General features: G+C 71.0%; 9 protein-coding genes and 2 pseudogenes. 9 read left to right on the forward strand and 2 right to left on the reverse strand.

Going from position 1 to position 16186, the window contains the following annotated elements; translation table 11 throughout:
• The first annotated feature begins 40 nt into the window (after positions 1 to 40).
• The 3 genes and pseudogenes from cofD to ACQEV8_RS17340 all read left to right on the forward strand — a co-directional run bounded on the left by cofD (position 41) and on the right by ACQEV8_RS17340 (position 3413).
• Complete coding sequence (gene cofD, locus ACQEV8_RS17330) at positions 41 to 1000, forward strand: 2-phospho-L-lactate transferase (protein ID WP_432961109.1); 960 nt, start codon at positions 41 to 43, stop codon at positions 998 to 1000.
• A complete protein-coding gene (locus tag ACQEV8_RS17335) occupies positions 997 to 2310 on the forward strand; it encodes a coenzyme F420-0:L-glutamate ligase (RefSeq protein WP_432961111.1) in 1314 nt (437 codons plus the stop codon). The genes cofD and ACQEV8_RS17335 overlap by 4 nt, the downstream gene beginning before the upstream one ends.
• A gap of 102 nt (positions 2311 to 2412) precedes the next feature.
• Positions 2413 to 3413 (forward strand): annotated as a pseudogene (locus ACQEV8_RS17340) (DNA-3-methyladenine glycosylase family protein).
• 217 nt (positions 3414 to 3630) lie between these two features.
• Here ACQEV8_RS17340 and ACQEV8_RS17345 read toward each other — a convergent pair.
• Complete coding sequence (locus ACQEV8_RS17345; RefSeq protein WP_432961113.1) at positions 3631 to 4713, reverse strand: sugar phosphate nucleotidyltransferase; 1083 nt, start codon at positions 4711 to 4713, stop codon at positions 3631 to 3633.
• 111 nt (positions 4714 to 4824) lie between these two features.
• Positions 4825 to 6296 (reverse strand): annotated as a pseudogene (locus ACQEV8_RS17350) (peptidoglycan recognition protein family protein).
• Between the two features lie 132 nt (positions 6297 to 6428).
• Between ACQEV8_RS17350 and ACQEV8_RS17355 the strand changes: the two are divergent.
• The 6 genes from ACQEV8_RS17355 (at position 6429) to ACQEV8_RS17380 (ending at position 16165) form a co-directional block, all read left to right on the forward strand.
• On the forward strand, positions 6429 to 7184 hold the full coding sequence (locus ACQEV8_RS17355; RefSeq protein WP_432961115.1) for a TIGR03089 family protein: 756 nt from the start codon (positions 6429 to 6431) through the stop codon (positions 7182 to 7184).
• A gap of 256 nt (positions 7185 to 7440) precedes the next feature.
• On the forward strand, positions 7441 to 8676 hold the full coding sequence (locus ACQEV8_RS17360; RefSeq protein ID WP_432961117.1) for an LCP family protein: 1236 nt from the start codon (positions 7441 to 7443) through the stop codon (positions 8674 to 8676).
• Between the two features lie 241 nt (positions 8677 to 8917).
• Entirely contained in the window at positions 8918 to 10690 is a 1773-nt protein-coding gene (locus ACQEV8_RS17365; RefSeq protein ID WP_432961119.1) for an LCP family protein, read from the forward strand.
• 73 nt (positions 10691 to 10763) lie between these two features.
• On the forward strand, positions 10764 to 12386 hold the full coding sequence (locus ACQEV8_RS17370; protein ID WP_432961121.1) for an LCP family protein: 1623 nt from the start codon (positions 10764 to 10766) through the stop codon (positions 12384 to 12386).
• A 186-nt stretch (positions 12387 to 12572) separates the two neighbouring features.
• Positions 12573 to 14309, forward strand: a complete 1737-nt coding sequence (locus tag ACQEV8_RS17375; RefSeq protein ID WP_432961123.1) for an LCP family protein — start codon at positions 12573 to 12575, stop codon at positions 14307 to 14309.
• A gap of 92 nt (positions 14310 to 14401) precedes the next feature.
• Positions 14402 to 16165 (forward strand): LCP family protein, encoded by a 1764-nt coding sequence (locus ACQEV8_RS17380; RefSeq protein ID WP_432961125.1) that lies wholly within the window; start codon positions 14402 to 14404, stop codon positions 16163 to 16165.
• Positions 16166 to 16186 lie beyond the last annotated feature (21 nt).

A 16186-nucleotide genomic window follows, 5' to 3' on the forward strand; every position in this document is an offset into this window, starting at 1 on the left:
CGCCGACCCGTTGTCGTAGGGGCCTGCAAGACTGGCTCCCATGCGCATTGTGGTTCTGGCAGGCGGCATCGGCGGTGCCCGGTTCCTGCGTGGTCTGAAGCGGGCCGCGCCGGACGCGGACATCACGGTCATCGGCAACACCGGAGACGACATCCACCTCTTCGGGCTGAAGGTCTGCCCGGACCTCGACACGGTGATGTACACGCTCGGCGGCGGCATCAACGAGGAGCAGGGCTGGGGTCGTACCGACGAGACCTTCCATCTCAAGGAGGAGCTCGCGGCGTACGGCGTCGGGCCCGAGTGGTTCGGCCTGGGCGACCGGGACTTCGCCACGCACATCGTGCGGACCCAGATGCTCGGCGCCGGGTACCCGCTGAGCGCGGTGACCGAGGCGCTGTGCGAGCGCTGGAAGCCGGGCGTGCGGCTGATCCCGATGTCCGACGACCGCGTCGAGACCCATGTCGCCGTCGAGGTCGACGGGGAGCGCAAGGCGGTCCACTTCCAGGAGTACTGGGTGCGGCTGCGTGCCTCGGTGCCGGCCGAGGCGATCGTGCCGGTGGGCGCCGACCAGGCGAAGCCCGCTCCGGGGGTCCTGGAGGCCATCGCCGAGGCGGACGTGATCCTCTTCCCGCCGTCCAACCCGGTCGTGTCGATCGGCACGATCCTCGCCGTGCCCGGCATCCGGGAGGCGATCGCCGACGCCGGGGTGCCGGTGATCGGTCTGTCCCCCATCGTCGGTGACGCGCCCGTGCGGGGCATGGCCGACAAGGTGCTGGCCGCCGTGGGCGTCGAGTCGACCGCGGCGGCGGTGGCCGAGCACTACGGCTCGGGCCTGCTGGACGGCTGGCTCGTAGACACGGTGGACGCGGGCGCGGTGGGGCAGGTCGAGGCGGCCGGGGTGCGCTGCCGGGCCGTGCCGCTGATGATGACCGACACCGACACGACCGCGCGGATGGCCCGGGAGGCGCTGACGCTGGCGGAGGAGGTGCGGGGCGTATGAGCGGCGAGGGTGCGGAGGGGTACCGGGTCTGGGCCCTGGCCGGGCTGCCCGAGGTCGCGGCCGGGGACGATCTGGCCAAGCTGATCGCGGCCGCCGAGCCCGGTCTGGCCGACGGGGACGTACTGCTCGTCACGTCGAAGATCGTGTCCAAGGCGGAGGGCCGCATAGTCCGGGCGGCCGACCGGGAGGCGGCCATCGACGCGGAGACGGTACGGGTGGTGGCCCGGCGCGGTGCCCTCCGGATCGTCGAGAACCGGCAGGGCCTGGTCATGGCCGCGGCCGGGGTCGACGCGTCCAACACCCCCTCCGGGACCGTGCTGTTGCTGCCCGAGGACCCGGACGCGTCCGCCCGCGAGATCCGTGACGGACTGCGGGACATCCTCGGCGTCGAGGTCGGTGTCGTCGTCACCGACACGTTCGGGCGGCCCTGGCGCGCGGGGCTCACGGATGTCGCGATCGGCGCGGCCGGGGTGCGCGTGCTCGACGATCTGCGCGGGGGCACGGACGCGTACGGCAATCCGCTCAGCGCCACCGTCGTCGCCACGGCCGACGAACTCGCCTCAGCGGGCGACCTGGTCAAGGGCAAGGCCGCCGGGCTGCCGGTAGCCGTCGTCCGCGGGCTCCCGGACCTGGTCGCGGGGGACGGCGACGGAGACGGGGCGCGGGCCATGGTGCGCGACGGGCGCGACGACATGTTCCGGCTCGGCACGTCGGAGGCGGTACGGCTGGCGGTGACCCAGCGGCGTACGGTCCGGGCCTTCACCGACGAGCCCGTCGACCCCGGCGCCGTACGGCGGGCGGTGGCCGCTGCCGTGACGGCGCCCGCGCCGCACCACACCACGCCGTGGCGGTTCATGCTGCTGGAGTCCGAGGAGTCGCGGACGCGACTGCTCGACGCCATGCGTGACGCCTGGATCGCCGATCTGCGGCGGGACGGCAAGACGGAGGAGTCCATCGCCAAGCGGGTGCGCCGCGGGGACGTCCTGCGGAACGCGCCGTACCTCGTCGTCCCCTGTCTGGTCATGGACGGCTCGCACAGCTACGGCGATCCGCGGCGGGACGGCGCCGAGCGGGAGATGTTCGTGGTCGCCGCGGGCGCCGGTGTGCAGAACCTCCTGGTCGCGCTGGCCGGGGAGCGGCTGGGATCGGCGTGGGTGTCGTCGACGATGTTCTGCCGGGACGTGGTGCGCGAGGTGCTGGGGCTGCCGGCGGACTGGGATCCGATGGGCGCGGTGGCGGTCGGGCATCCGGCGGAGGACCCGCGGCCTCGGCCGGAGCGGGACGCGGGGGCGTTCATCGAGGTGCGGTGACCGGAGCGGGGTGGCGTCTACGCTCGTAGGGCTGCTCCTTTCGTCATCCCGGCGGCTCATCACAGCGGCTCATCACAGCGACTTCGTTCAGGGGTCTTGTTCATGGCAGGACGGTTCTCTCCCCGGCCCACCCGTACGACGGTGCGCGGCGGGCATGTCGCCGTGGGCGGGGGCGTGCCTCGGCAGGCCGCGGGGCCGGGGCGGGTGCGGGACCATGTGCCGGACGGGCCACTGGATCTCGGTCTTGTGCTCGGGCCGCTGCGGCGCGGGCCGGGTGATCCGACGTTCCGGACGACGCCGGACGGGTCGGTGTGGAGGGCCGCGCTCACTCCTGCCGGGCCCGGGACCCTACGGGTGCGCGCGTCCGGCGGTGGAGTGCGCGGGGAGGCCTGGGGGCCCGGGGCCGAGTGGCTGCTGGAGGGGTTGCCCGAGCTGCTCGGGGCCGCTGATGATCCGGCCGCGTTCGTCCCGCGGCACCGACTGGTGGCCATGACCTGGCATCGGCGACCGGGACTGCGGCTGACGCGGAGCGGGCTGGTGCTGGAGTCGCTGATTCCGTCGATTCTCGAGCAGAAGGTCACGACCGATGAGGCGTATCGGGCGTGGCGGTTGCTGGTGCGGAAGTTCGGGGAGCCGGCGCCGGGGCCCGTGCCCGGGCCGATGCATGTGATGCCGGGGCCTCGGACATGGGCGTTGATCCCGTCGTGGGAGTGGCATCGGGCCGGCGTCGACAACAAGCGGGCGTCGACGATTCTGCGTGCGGTTCGGGTCGCCGGGCGGTTGGAGGAGGCGGCCGGGATGGAGCCGGGGGCTGCTCGGGCCCGGTTGGAGGTTGTGCCGGGGTGGGGCCGTGGACGTCGGCGGAGACGGTGCAGCGGAGTCATGGGGCGGCGGATGAGGTGACTACGGGGGATCTGCATCTGCCTCGGATCGTGGGGTGGGCGTTGGGTGGGGATCGGGATGCGGATGACTCCGTGATGCTGGAGTTGTTGGAGCCGTATGCGGGGCAGCGGCATCGGGCGGCTCGGTTGGTTTTGCTCAGTGGGAGGGTGCCTGCGCGTAGGGCGCCGAAGATGCCGCGGTGGGATATCGGGGAGCTGTGAGGGCTGCCCGTTTTCGGGTGCCCTGCGTCGGTGCTGAGGGCGGGGCGATGCGCAGCCCGGCGGAGCGGGGTGCCTCCCCCACTCTCGGCTTCGCTCGAGCGGGGGGGGACCCCCACCGCCCACCCGTGCCGCCCCTAGCGGCACGCATGCCCGCAGCTGAGGCGGCACGCGTGCCCGCAGCTGGGGCGGCACGCGTGCCCGCACCGGTGGTCTGTCGTCACTGGTCCGAGGAGAAGCGGACCGCCCCCGCTGGGATTTTGGTGTCGCACCAGATGCGGGTGCCCTCCAGGAGTTCGTTGTCGGGGCCGATGGTCGCGCCGTCGCCTATGACCGTGCCGGTGAGGACCGTGCGTCGGCCGACTCGGGCCCGGGCGCCTATGAGGGAGTCGGTGATGACCGCGCCGGGTTCGATGACGGCGCCGGGCATGATCGTGCTGCCGAAGACCCGTGCGCCCTCGGCCACGAAGGCGCCCTCCCCCACCACCGTGCCGCCCGACAGCTTGGCGTCGGCCGCGACCGTCGCCGTCGGCAGTACCAGGCGGTCGCCGCAGCGGCCCGGGACGGCGGGCGACGGGGCCCGGCCGAGGACCAGGTCCGCCGAGCCCCGGACGAAGGCCGCCGGTGTGCCGAGGTCCAGCCAGTACGTCGAGTCGACCATGCCCTGGAGGTGGGCTCCGGCGGAGAGGAGGTCGGGAAAGGTCTCCCGTTCCACCGACACCGGCCGGCCCAGCGGGATCGTGTCGATGACCGAGCGGCGGAAGACGTACGCCCCCGCGTTGATCTGGTCGGTGACGATCTCCTCGGGGGTCTGCGGCTTCTCCAGGAACGCCAGGACCCTGCCCGTGTCGTCCGTGGGGACCAGACCGTAGGCACGCGGGTCGGTGACCTTGGTGAGGTGCAGGGAGACGTCCGCGCCCGTCGACTCGTGGGTGTCCACCAGGGCGCGGATGTCCAGGCCGGTCAGGATGTCGCCGTTGAAGATCAGGACCGGGTCGTCGGGGCTGGAGTTCAGCCGGGAGGCGACGTTGCGGATGGCGCCGCCCGTGCCCAGGGGCTCCTCCTCCGTCACGTACTCCAGGTGCAGGCCCAGCGCGGACCCGTCACCGAAGTACGGCTCGAAGACCTCGGCCAGGTAGGACGTGGCCAGGACGATGTGCTCGACGCCCGCCGCTCTCGCTCTCGCCAGCTGGTGCGTGAGGAAGGGCACCCCGGCCGCCGGGACCATGGGCTTGGGCGTGTGCACCGTGAGCGGGCGCAGCCGGGTGCCCTTGCCACCGACCAGGAGGATCGCTTCAGTCACGTGTCGTCTCTGCTTCCTGCCGGGACCGGCCGAACTGTCTTTCGGCCGGTCAGTGTATGCAGACCGTTCCGTGGCGCCTTCGCTGGCCGTTCGGCATTCCGTCCCCTGTTCTCAGCGGCCCTGGTAGCGGGCCGCCTTGGAGCGGGCCGAGCCGAGCTTGCCGTAGAGCTTCCGTCCCGGGCAGGCCGTCTTGAAGCCGTCCCGGTGACCGGAGATCACGTTCAGTCGTACCTTCTTGCCCTTGCGGTGGAGATTGCTGCCGGCCGACTTCAGGTAGGTCTTGCCCCGCGGGTTCATCCGGTACAGGCCCAGCTTCCACGCCGTGACCCGGGCGATGGCCTTGACGGCGGCGGACGACGGCTTCTTGGCTCCGTACGATCCGATGACGGCGATGCCCATGCTGTTGCTGTTGAAACCAAGGGTGTGCGCGCCGAGGACCGGCCTCGCCACGCCACCCGCGCGCCCCTCGTAGATCTTTCCGCACTTGTCGATGAGGAAGTTGTAGCCGACGTCCCGCCAGCCCATGCTCTTGACGTGGTAGCGGTAGATACTGCGGATGAGTGACGGGGACTGCGAGCAGTTGTACTTGTTGCCGCTGGCCGTGTGGTGCACGAAGGCCGCCTTGACCTTCTTCGTGTAGACGAATTTCCGCTCCCGCAGCCCCTCGTTCGCACCCCAGCCGCGGCGCGTGACGATACGCGGGCGGGGGCCGACGTACGGCTTCGCCCGCTGGCGGTCCGCCGCCCCGCCGGCCCGGAGGGTGTAGAACTCGCGCTCGGTCGCCGCGCGGCCCAGTGCCGTGATCTCGGTGGCGCCGAGGGGGGCGAGGTCCGCGTTGGCGGCGGAGGCGTCGGTGGCGGCGGAGGCCTCGGTGTTCAGGCCGCCGGTGCGGGGGCTGTCCACGGGACCGCCGGGGAGTGCCTCGTCGCCCTCGCCGGGGTCGACGAGTTCCAGACGGAGGCCGGAGGGGAGCGAGGGCGCGGCGACCGCGATGCTGCGGCCGCCGGTGCCCTGGAGTTCCGAACGGACCCGGAGTTCCACGCCGTCGGAGTCGCCCACCCACAGCGGTGCCGTGGCGCCGCGTACGCGGCCCGAGGTGCTCTCGGGGGTGTCCAGGTCGGCCGCGTGGTCGGCGTTGTGCGTCTCCACGTCCTGCCAGCCCGACCAGGTGCCGGTGCCGGCGGCGCGGGTGCGGACATGGACGCGGCCGTGCAGTTCGGCATGGGGGTCGTCCCAGATGACGCCGACGAGGGAGAAGCGGCGTACGGCACGGCGGGACAGGCCCTGTTCGGCGGCGGCCGAGGCGGACGCGGAGGGGGTGGCGCGGTTGCGGGTGAGGGGTTCGAGGGGAGGGACTGGGTGCTGCCGGAGGCGGACGGTTCGGCTCCGCGCCGGGCGGTCACGGCCGTGTCCGGCGCCCCCGCGTGGGGCGCGGGTCTCGCGGCCGTGGCGACCTCGGTGGTCGGCACCGGTCTCGCCGTCGCCGCGAGGGCGGGCGGAGTGAGGGGAAGGGCCAGGGCGGCCGCACAGGTGACACCGATCGAGGAAGCAAGGAATCCACGCATGCCCCTGATCTTGGACATAAGCCTATAAATCTGTCCATTTGGGATTTGACGGACTGTCGGCCCGGATTGAGCCGAACCGGTGGTGAACGCACGGCGGGGCGATGGCCGGGCCGTTGGGCGGCGGCCTGTGTGCCGCGTACGCTTGCGCGGGTGAACGCCACCGATCGCACCCCCGCCGACCTGCTGGGTTCCGCGCTCGCCGCGGATCCGGGACGCCCCCTGGTGACCTTCTACGACGACGCCACGGGCGAACGCGTCGAACTCTCCGTGGCCACCTTCGCCAATTGGGTGGCCAAGACCGCGAACCTGCTCCAGGACGAGCTGTCCGTCGAGCCCGGGGACCGGGTCGCGCTGCTGCTGCCGGCGCACTGGCAGACGGCGGTGTGGTTGCTCGCCTGCGCGTCGGTCGGGGTGGTCGCTGACGTGTCCGGGGACGCTCGGGCCGCCGATGTCGTGGTGAGCGGGCCGGACGGGCTGGAGGCTGCCCGGGCGTGTTCCGGGGCGCGGATCGCGATGGCGCTGCGGCCGCTCGGGGGGCGCTTCCCGCAGGCCCCCGAGGGGTTCGCCGACTACGCGGTGGAGGTGCCGGGGCAGGGGGACCGGTTCGTGCCGTACGCGCCCGTGGATCCGGAGGAGCCGGCGCTGATCGTGGCGGGGCGGGAGTTCAGCGGGGCCGAGGTTGTGGAGCGGGCTCGGGCGGGGGCTACGGAGCTGGGGCTGACCGGGCCCGGGTCGCGGATCCTGTCGGGGTTGCCGTACGACACGTGGGAAGGGTTGAACGCGGGGTTGTACGGGCCGTTGGCCACGGGTGGGTCCGTGGTGCTGTGCCGGAATCTGGAGCTGGCGGGGGACGACGTGCTGGACAAGCGGGTGGAGAGTGAGCGGGTTACGGCGCTTGCCCAGTAGGCCGTTCTCTGGTGCTGGGCGTTCTGCTGAGGGCGGGTGGGTCCGCAGCCCGGCGGAGCGGGGGGGGACCCCCACCGCCCACCCGTGCCGCCCATGGGGGCACCTCCCAGGCCCTCAAGGCACTGAGAGAGACGATTGCCCGCAGCCAGGCCCCCCGTTCGGCCCATCCCGGCCCCTCCCCCACCGGCCATCCACGCCACAGTCGTAGGAGCAGTGCGCGCGCACGTTCGTACGACGTCGAGGGGTGGTCCCTGTCGTGGCCGACACCGGTGGTGGGTCCTTGCCGAGGCTCGGGCCGGGTGCGGGGGCCTCGGCCAGTGGGCGGGGGCTGGCGCGGCGGCGCCGGCGGCGGTGGGTGCGGTTCACGGCCTTCGGGATCACCGGCCTGGTCGTGGCGGCCGCCGGGGCGGGGTGGGCCGTCTACGCGAAGCTCAGCGGGAACATCACGCCCGACGAGGCCGCGGCCGCCGAGCTCGCGCGGTACGACCAGGAGCGGCCCACCTCGCTGGTCAAGGACGCGCGGAACATCCTGCTGATCGGCTCGGACTCGCGCGAGGGCGACGACAACGCCCGCTACGGCCGGGACTCCGGGACCGAGCGGTCGGACACCACGATCCTGCTGCACCTGTCCGCGGGACGGCGCAGCGCCACCGCCGTCTCCCTGCCCCGGGACCTCATGGTGGAGCTGCCGGGCTGCCGGCGCCCGGACGGGTCCCGCAGCGCGCCACGGTTGGCGATGTTCAACCAGGCCTTCCAGCTGGGCGGTTCCGCGTGCACCATCCGGACCGTGGAGAAGCTCACCGACGTCCGCGTCGATCACCACGTCGTCGTCGACTTCCACGGCTTCAAGGAGATGGTCGACGCGGTCGACGGTGTCGAGGTGTGCCTGCGGGAGCCGGTCGACGACCGGGCCGCCAAGCTGAGGCTGCCCGCAGGACGCGTGAAGCTCAACGGCGAGCAGGCCCTCGGCTACGTCCGCGCCCGCAAGTCCCTGGGCGACGGCAGCGACACGGAGCGGATGGAACGGCAGCAACGATTCCTCGGCGCACTCGTCAACAAGGTGCGCAGCAATGACGTCCTGCTGAATCCGGTGAAGCTGTATCCCGTGCTGGACGCCGCCACGTCCTCTCTCACAACGGACCCGGATCTCGCCAGCCTCCGCGGTTTGTACGAACTCGTGCGCGGACTGCGTGACATCCCCATGGAACAAGTGCAATTTCTGACCGTCCCCCGGGAGTCGTACGCATACGACGCCAATCGCGACCAACTCGTGGAGCCCGAGGCGGACAGGCTGTTCGAGCGGCTGCGGACGGACGCTCCGGTGGTGGTCGAGGGGGACACACCGGGGAGTTCCGCCCCGCGGAGGCCTGCCGATTCGCGTGACGGGTCGTACGGGGATCCGCATCCGGGTCCGTTCACGAAATCCGCCGTCACCGTTTCTCCTCCACCCACGTTCCGTGGAAACACGGCAGCCGAGGACACCTGCGAGTAAAGCGGACACCAAGGCCACCTCAAGGTAACGGCCTCTTCACCAGGGAAATGGGCGAATTGCCCAGGTGTAGGGACGTGGACTTCGTCACCGTCGTCGCTCGACGCTGAACTGGGCGGTTAGTGTGAGCGATCCCGGTGCGACCGGCTCTGAGGACGGTCCTGAGAACGCGCACTGTGTGAACCGAGACCGAGCGCCTTGGAGGGGTAGGCGCCGCGTGCCCCGACGGAGGAATCAGACAACCGTGGACGCGCAAGGCCGTGGGCGGGCGGACGACATCGATCCCGCCGACCAGTGGGTGCTCAACCCGAACACCGGCGAATACGAAATGCGACTGCCCCCTTCCGCACCGCAGTCGGGTGTGCCCGGGCCCCGCAAACCACCGGCCTCCGATACGGACCCGTCGGCACTCGGCACCACGCAGCCGCTCGGCCGTACCGAGGCGCCCGGCCGCCGGCGGTCCGAGGCACCCGGCCGTGCGGTGCCACCGCCGCGCAGGCGGCGCGGGGCTCCGGCTCCGGCTCCGGAGGAACCGCTGCCGGGACGGCGCGGGCGGCGGCCCGCCAAGAAGGCCGCGAAGGGCAAGAAGGTCCTGCTGTGGACCGGCGGCGTGATGGCGTTCGTGCTGGTCGCCGGGGCGGGCGCCGCGTACTTCTACATCGAGCACCTGAACAGCAACATCGCGTCGGTCTCCGACGACGGCGCGAGCACCGGTGGCTTCGAGAAGGACAAGGCCATCAACATCGTGCTGATCGGCACCGACAAGCGCACCGGCGCGGGCAACGAGAAGTACGGCGACGCGGGCAGTGTCGGGCACGCCGACACCACGATCCTGCTGCATGTCTCCAAGGACCGTTCGAACGCGACCGCGCTGAGCATCCCCCGTGACCTGATCGTCGACATCCCGGACTGCCCGACCACGCAGGCGGACGGGTCGCAGAAGGTCATCCCGGGCACGCCGCAGACCCGCTTCAACACCAGCCTCGGCCAGGACGGCCGTACCCCCAGCTGCACCATGCGGACCGTGACGGAGCTGACCGGGGTCAAGCCGGACAACTTCATGGTCGCCGACTTCAACGCGGTCAAGACGCTGACCAGCGCGGTCGGCGGGGTCGAGGTCTGTCTGGGCAAGGACATCGACGACCCGGACTCGCACCTCAAGCTGCCCAAGGGCAACCACACGATCGAGGGCGAGCAGGCGCTGGCCTTCGTGCGCACCCGGCACGCGGTCGGCTTCGGCGGTGACCTGAGCCGGATCGGGCTCCAGCAGCAGTTCCTGAGCGCGCTGATGCGCAAGCTGAAGGACAACGACACGCTCACCAGCCCCTCGAAGATGCTCGATCTGGCCGAGGCGGGCACGAAGGCGCTGACCGTCGACTCGCAACTGTCCAGCATCGGCAAGCTGAAGGACCTCGGTCTGGAGCTGGGCAAGCTCAACACCAAGAACCTGACGTTCGCCACGACCCCGGTGATCGACAACCCCGCGGAGAAGGTCCCGACCACGGTCGTCCTCAACGATTCGTCGGCCCCGCAGGTCTTCGACATGATCAAGAACGACGTCTCGTTCACCGCGGTCAAGGAAAAGAAGAAGAAGGAAGCCGCCGCGGTGGCCGCCCGGCTGAAGGGCACCAAGTCCGCGGCCTCCGAGGTGCGGGTGCGCGTCATGAACGGCGGTGCCGTCGCCGGCAGTGCCCAGGAGACGCTCAGCTGGCTGCAGGTCGAGGAGGGTGTGACCAAGTCGGAGAACGCCGGCAACGCGCCCGCCGAACTTGCCAAGACGACCCTCGAGTACGCCCCCGACCAGGCCGACCAGGCCCGCCGCCTCGCCGACATCATGGGCCTGCCCGGGTCCGCGATGAAGCCGGGCGAGAGCGTGGAGAACGCCCAGGGCGTGCCCGCGATGACCCTGACCCTCGGCAAGGACTTCAAGGGCGCGGGCGCTTCCCAGACCGCCCCGGCCAAGGCGCCGGCGGACGTCGACAAGTCCACGGCGGACAAGGTGGAGTGCGCCGAGTGACCTGAGGGGCCTGTCGTACGTCTCACTGGGCGTACGGCAGGCCTTTTCGGTGACACGGGGGTGGGGGAAGCAGATGGCGCGGAGCAGTGGTGTGCATGGGGAGGGGACGAAACAGGGGGCCGTCCCGCGGGAGCCGGCCCCGGGCAGATCCACCGGGCCGGGCGGCGGGAACGGTCGCAGAGGCCGTCGGGCCCGCCGCGGACGCCGGGTCCTGCGCTGGTCGGCGACGACCCTGTCCGTGCTGGTCCTCGGGACCGCCGGCGCCGGCTACCTCTACTACGAGCACCTGAACGGCAACATCGAGAAGGGCCAGCGCAGCAGCGGTGACTCCAAGGCGAGGCGGGCCGCTCCGAACGCGGCCGGGCAGACGCCACTGAACATCCTGCTGATCGGCTCCGACAGCCGTAACTCCGACGAGAACGTGAAGCTGGGCGGCGCCAGGAACGACCGCGGCACTCCGCCGCGGGGCGATGTGCAGATGCTCATCCACCTGGCCGCGGACCGCGAGAGCGCCTCCGTGGTGAGCATTCCGCGCGACACCCGGGTCGACATACCCAAGTGCACCGACCCGAAGTCCGGTCGGACGTACCCGCCGGTCAACACGATCATCAACGCCTCGTTGGCCCGGGGCGGAGCGGGCTGCACGCTGGCGACCTGGCAGAACCTCACCGGGGTCTACATCGACCACTGGATGACGATCGACTTCGCGGGCGTGGTGAAGATGGCGGACGCCATCGGCGGGGTCGAGGTGTGCGTGGAGCAGAACGTGTGGGACCGCCCGCTGCCCCGCGTGCCCGGCGGCTCCGGTCTGAAGCTGGAGGCCGGGCGGACGAAGGTCCAGGGCGAGCAGGCCCTGCAGTGGCTGCGCACCCGCCATGCCTGGGGCAGCGACCCGCTGCGGGCCAGGGCACAGCACATGTACATGAACTCGATGATCCGCACGCTCAAGTCGCAGAACGTCTTCACCGACACCGGCCGGTTGACGGACCTCGCCGAGGCGGCCACCGAGTCGCTGCACGTGTCCGAGGAGATCGGCACCGTGAAGAAGCTGTACGACCTGGGGGCGCAGCTGAAGACGGTGCCGACGGACCGCATCACCATGACGACACTGCCCACGGCCGCGGACCCGGAGGACGCCAACCACCTGATACCGGCCGGCACCGACGCCGACCGGGTGTGGGAGATGGTCCGCGACGACGTGCCGTTCGACGGCAAGGGCGGGAAGTCGCGCGCGGAGAAGGCGGCGAAGGACGAGAAGGCGTCCCGGGATCCGGCCGCGGCGGACGGCGAGATCGGTGTCCTGGTGCAGAACGCCACGCGCTCCAGCGCCCTCGGGCCGGTGAGCGGGCGCGCGGGGGCCGTCACACAGACGCTCGTGGGGAAGGGCTTCACGAAGGCCGCGGCTGACACCTCGGTCGCGCTGGCCGAGGAGCGGACCGTCGTGCGCTATCCGAGCGCCGAGTTGGCGGGCGACGCCCAGCGGGTCGCCAAGTCGCTGGGGATCCCGGCGGGTTCGCTGCAGCGGTCGGCCGACGTATCCGGCGTCACGGTCGTCGTGGGCGCCGACTGGCGTACGGGCACGGCGTATCCGAAGCGGCCGGCACCGAAGGCCGGAGACCTGCCCGGTGACGCGGACGCGCTCAACGGCTCGGACGCCGGTAAGTGCATGAACGTGTACGCGCCCTACCGCTGGTAGAGATTCACAGAATGGAATTGGGCTGGATTGCCCAAATGTAGGGACGTTGAATTTGTCATTCAGCGCACACCGGCGTTCAACTGGGCGGATAGTGTGAGCGATCCAGAGCTTCTGTGATGACCAAGTACCCGCGCGCCTTCCGGGGGGAGAAGGCGCCGCGTGCCCCGACGGAGGAATCGGACAACCGTGGACGCGCAACGCCGTGGGCGGGGGGAACAGATGGACCCCGCAGACCAGTGGGTACTCAATCCGAACACCGGCGAATACGAACTGCGACTGAATCCATCCGCAGCGCAATCGCGGACGGCGCCCCGGACAGCCACCGCACGTTCGGCCACCGCACGTTCGGCCGCTCCCCGTGGGGGTGCTCCCCGTGAGGGCGCGACCCGCACCGACGTGCCGCCGCAGCGCAGGCGGCGCGGTGCTCCCGAGGAGCCGCCGCCGGGGCGCCGCGGTGGGCGCCGACCGGTGCAGCAGAAGCCGAACAAGGCGAAGAAGGTGCTGCTGTGGACCGGCGGCACGATGGCGTTCGTGCTGGTCGGCGTCAGTGCGGCGGGCTACTTCTACCTCCAGCACCTGGAGGGCAACGTCTCGACGACCGACGTCGGCAGCGCGGGTGCCAGCAACTTCAGCAAGGACGAGGCGTTCAGCGTCCTCATCATCGGCACGGACAAGCGCACCGGTGAGGGCAACGAGGGCTACGGCGACAAGGGCAGCTCCGGGCACGCCGACACCACGATCCTGCTGCACGTCGCCAAGGACCGCTCCAACGCGACCGCGCTGAGCATCCCGCGCGACCTGATCGTGAACATCCCCGACTGCCCGACGAAACTGGAGGACGGCTCGGAGAAGGTCGTGCCGGGGATCCGGGGTGCCCGCTTCAACCGGAGCCTCGGGGAGGGTGACCGGGACCCCGGCTGCACGATGCGCACGGTGAAGGAGAACACCGGCATCACCGTCGACCACTTCATGATGGCCGACTTCAACGCGGTGAAGACACTGACCACGGCGGTGGACGGGGTCGACGTGTGTGTGGAGAAGCCGGTCAACGACAAGGAGTCCAAACTCGTCCTGCCCGCAGGCGAGTCGACGGTCGAGGGCGAGCAGGCCCTCGCCTTCGTCCGTACGCGCAAGAGCTTCGGCAACAGCGGCGACCTCGACCGGATCAAGGTGCAGCAGCAGTTCCTGGGCTCGCTGATGCGCAAGATGTCCTCCGGCGACACCCTCACGAGCCCTTCGAAGCTGCTGAACCTGGCCGAGGCCGCGACGAAGGCGCTGACGGTGGACCAGGCGATCGGCAGGGTCAGCACGCTCAAGGACGTCGCCCTGGAGCTGAAGAAGGTGCCGACGAAGAACATCAGCTTCACGACGGTGCCGGTGGTGGACAACCCGGCGGAGACGGTGAAGGCGACGGTCGTCCTCGACGACTCCAAGGCCCCGCAGGTGTTCGACATGATCGAGAACGACGTCTCGTTCACCGACGTCAAGCAGCAGGAGAAGAAGGAGAAGGACGCCCAGGCCGCCCGGCTGAAGGGCACCAAGGCCGCGGCCTCCGAGGTGCGGGTGCGGATCATGAACGGCGGTGCCGTCGCCGGCAGCGCGCAGAAGACCCTCCAGTACCTCCAGGTCGAGGAGGGCGTGACCAAGTCGGACAACGCCGGCAACGCGCCCGCCGAGCTGGCGAGGACGACCCTCGAGTACGCCCCCGACCAGGCCGACCAGGCCCGCCGCCTCGCCGACATCATGGGGCTGTCCGGGTCGGCGCTGAAGCCCGGTGAGAGCGTGAACAACGCCCAGGGCCTGCCCGCGATGACCCTGACCCTCGGCAAGGACTTCAAGGGCGCCGGCGTGAAGCTCGACGCCCCCGTCGAGAAGGCGGACGTGGAGAAGTCCACCGCGGACAAGGTGAAGTGCGCTAGTTGACCCGTTGAGGGCAACTGACAGGCCCGTCGTGCGTCTAACAGGAGGCAGGGCGGGCCTGCTGCATGCGCCGGGGGGCGGAGAGGACCGGGGAAGTGACGCAGAGCGGTGTGCGGGAGGACGGTAAGCGGCAGAGCGTCCGCCACGAACCGGACCCGGGCGAGGAGAAGCCGACGCCGGGCAGTCGGCCGTCCGACGACGACGGCACGTCGGCGGAAGACACGAGTACGCCCGATACCGAGGGCCTGCCGGCCGGGACCGCGAGTACGCCCGGCCCCGACGGCACACCGCCGACGACGGACCCGGACGCACCCGGCCGCGACGATGCCGCCGGCGGCGACGGTGGGGGCAGCGGCCGACCGCCTGGAGGCCGGGCTCCGCGCAGGCGGCGAGCGCTGAAGTGGTCCGCTCTCGTGCTGGCCGTGCTGATACTCGGGACGGCCGGGGCCGGCTACCTCTACTACCGGCATCTGAACGGCAACATCAAGAAGGACACCCTCAACCTCGGCGACAGCAAGGTCGCCGCTCCGACGCCCAACGCCGCCGGGCAGACCCCGCTGAACATCCTGCTCATCGGCTCCGACGCGCGGGACAGCAAGGAGAACCAGAAACTCGGCGGTGCCCGCGAGACGTTCGGCGCCACGCCCCTCGCGGACGTCCAGATGCTGCTGCACCTGTCCGCCGACCGCACCGACATGTCGGTCATCAGCATGCCCCGCGACACCCTGGTGAAGATCCCGAAGTGCACCGACCCGGACGACGGGAAGGTCTACGAGGCGACCCAGGGGCGGACGATGACCAACCAGAGCCTCGGACACGGCGGTCCGGGCTGCGCCGTGGCCACCTGGCAGGAGCTCACCGGCATCCACATCGACCACTTCATCATGGTCGACTTCGCGGGCGTGGTGTCGATGGCCGACGCCGTCGGGGGCGTCCCCGTGTGCGTCGACGCCAACATCCACTCCCGCACCTCCGACGGCAAGGGCTCGGGCCTGAAACTGGAGAAGGGCACCTCGTACATCCAGGGCGAGCAGGCCCTGCAGTGGCTGCGCACCCGCTACGGCTTCGAGGACGGCAGCGACCTCGCCCGCGCCAAGGCCCAGCACATGTACATGAACGCGATGGTCCGCCAACTGCGCGACAACATGACCCTGAGCAGCCCGAACAAGCTCCGCAGACTGGCCGAGGAGGCCACCCGGGCCATGACGGTCGACCCGGGCCTCGACACCGTCAAGAAGCTCTACGACCTCAGTGACGAGCTGCGCAAGGTGGAGCCGAAGCGCATCACCATGACGACGATGCCCAACCGCTACGTCGGCGCCCGCGTCGAGCCCACCGAGGACGCCGAGCAGCTGTTCCGGCTGGTGCGGGAGGACATCGCCCTGGACGGCGAGGACAAGGCGAGGAAGCCGGCCGCGGAGGAGACCTCCACCGACCCGGCCGCGCCCGACGACGAGATCCCCGTCCAGGTCCGCAACGGCACCCGCACCGACACCCTGGCCCCGGCCCGCGGACGCACCGGCACGGTGGCCGGTCTGCTGAAAGAGGAGGGCTTCACCCAGGCCATGGCCGACACCACCGGATCGTGGAGCGAGGACCGGACCGTCGTCCGCTACCCGAGCGCCGATCTGGAGGGCGACGCCCAGCGTCTCGCCAAGGCCCTGGGCATCCCGCTGAGTTCGGTGAAGCGGTCCACCGACGTCTCCGGCATCACCCTCGTCGTGGGCGCCGACTGGCGGGAGGGCACGTCCTACAAGGCGCCCGAGGAGAACGACAAGACCCCGAAGTCGGCCGAGGCGCTCAACGGCGCCGACGACAAGGCCTGTATGCACGTGAACCCGGCGTTCACCTGGGACTGAACGGCGACGGGCCCCTTCCCG

Source organism: Streptomyces sp. CA-179760, assembly GCF_050937045.1.
In the GTDB taxonomy this organism is placed as follows: domain Bacteria; phylum Actinomycetota; class Actinomycetes; order Streptomycetales; family Streptomycetaceae; genus Streptomyces.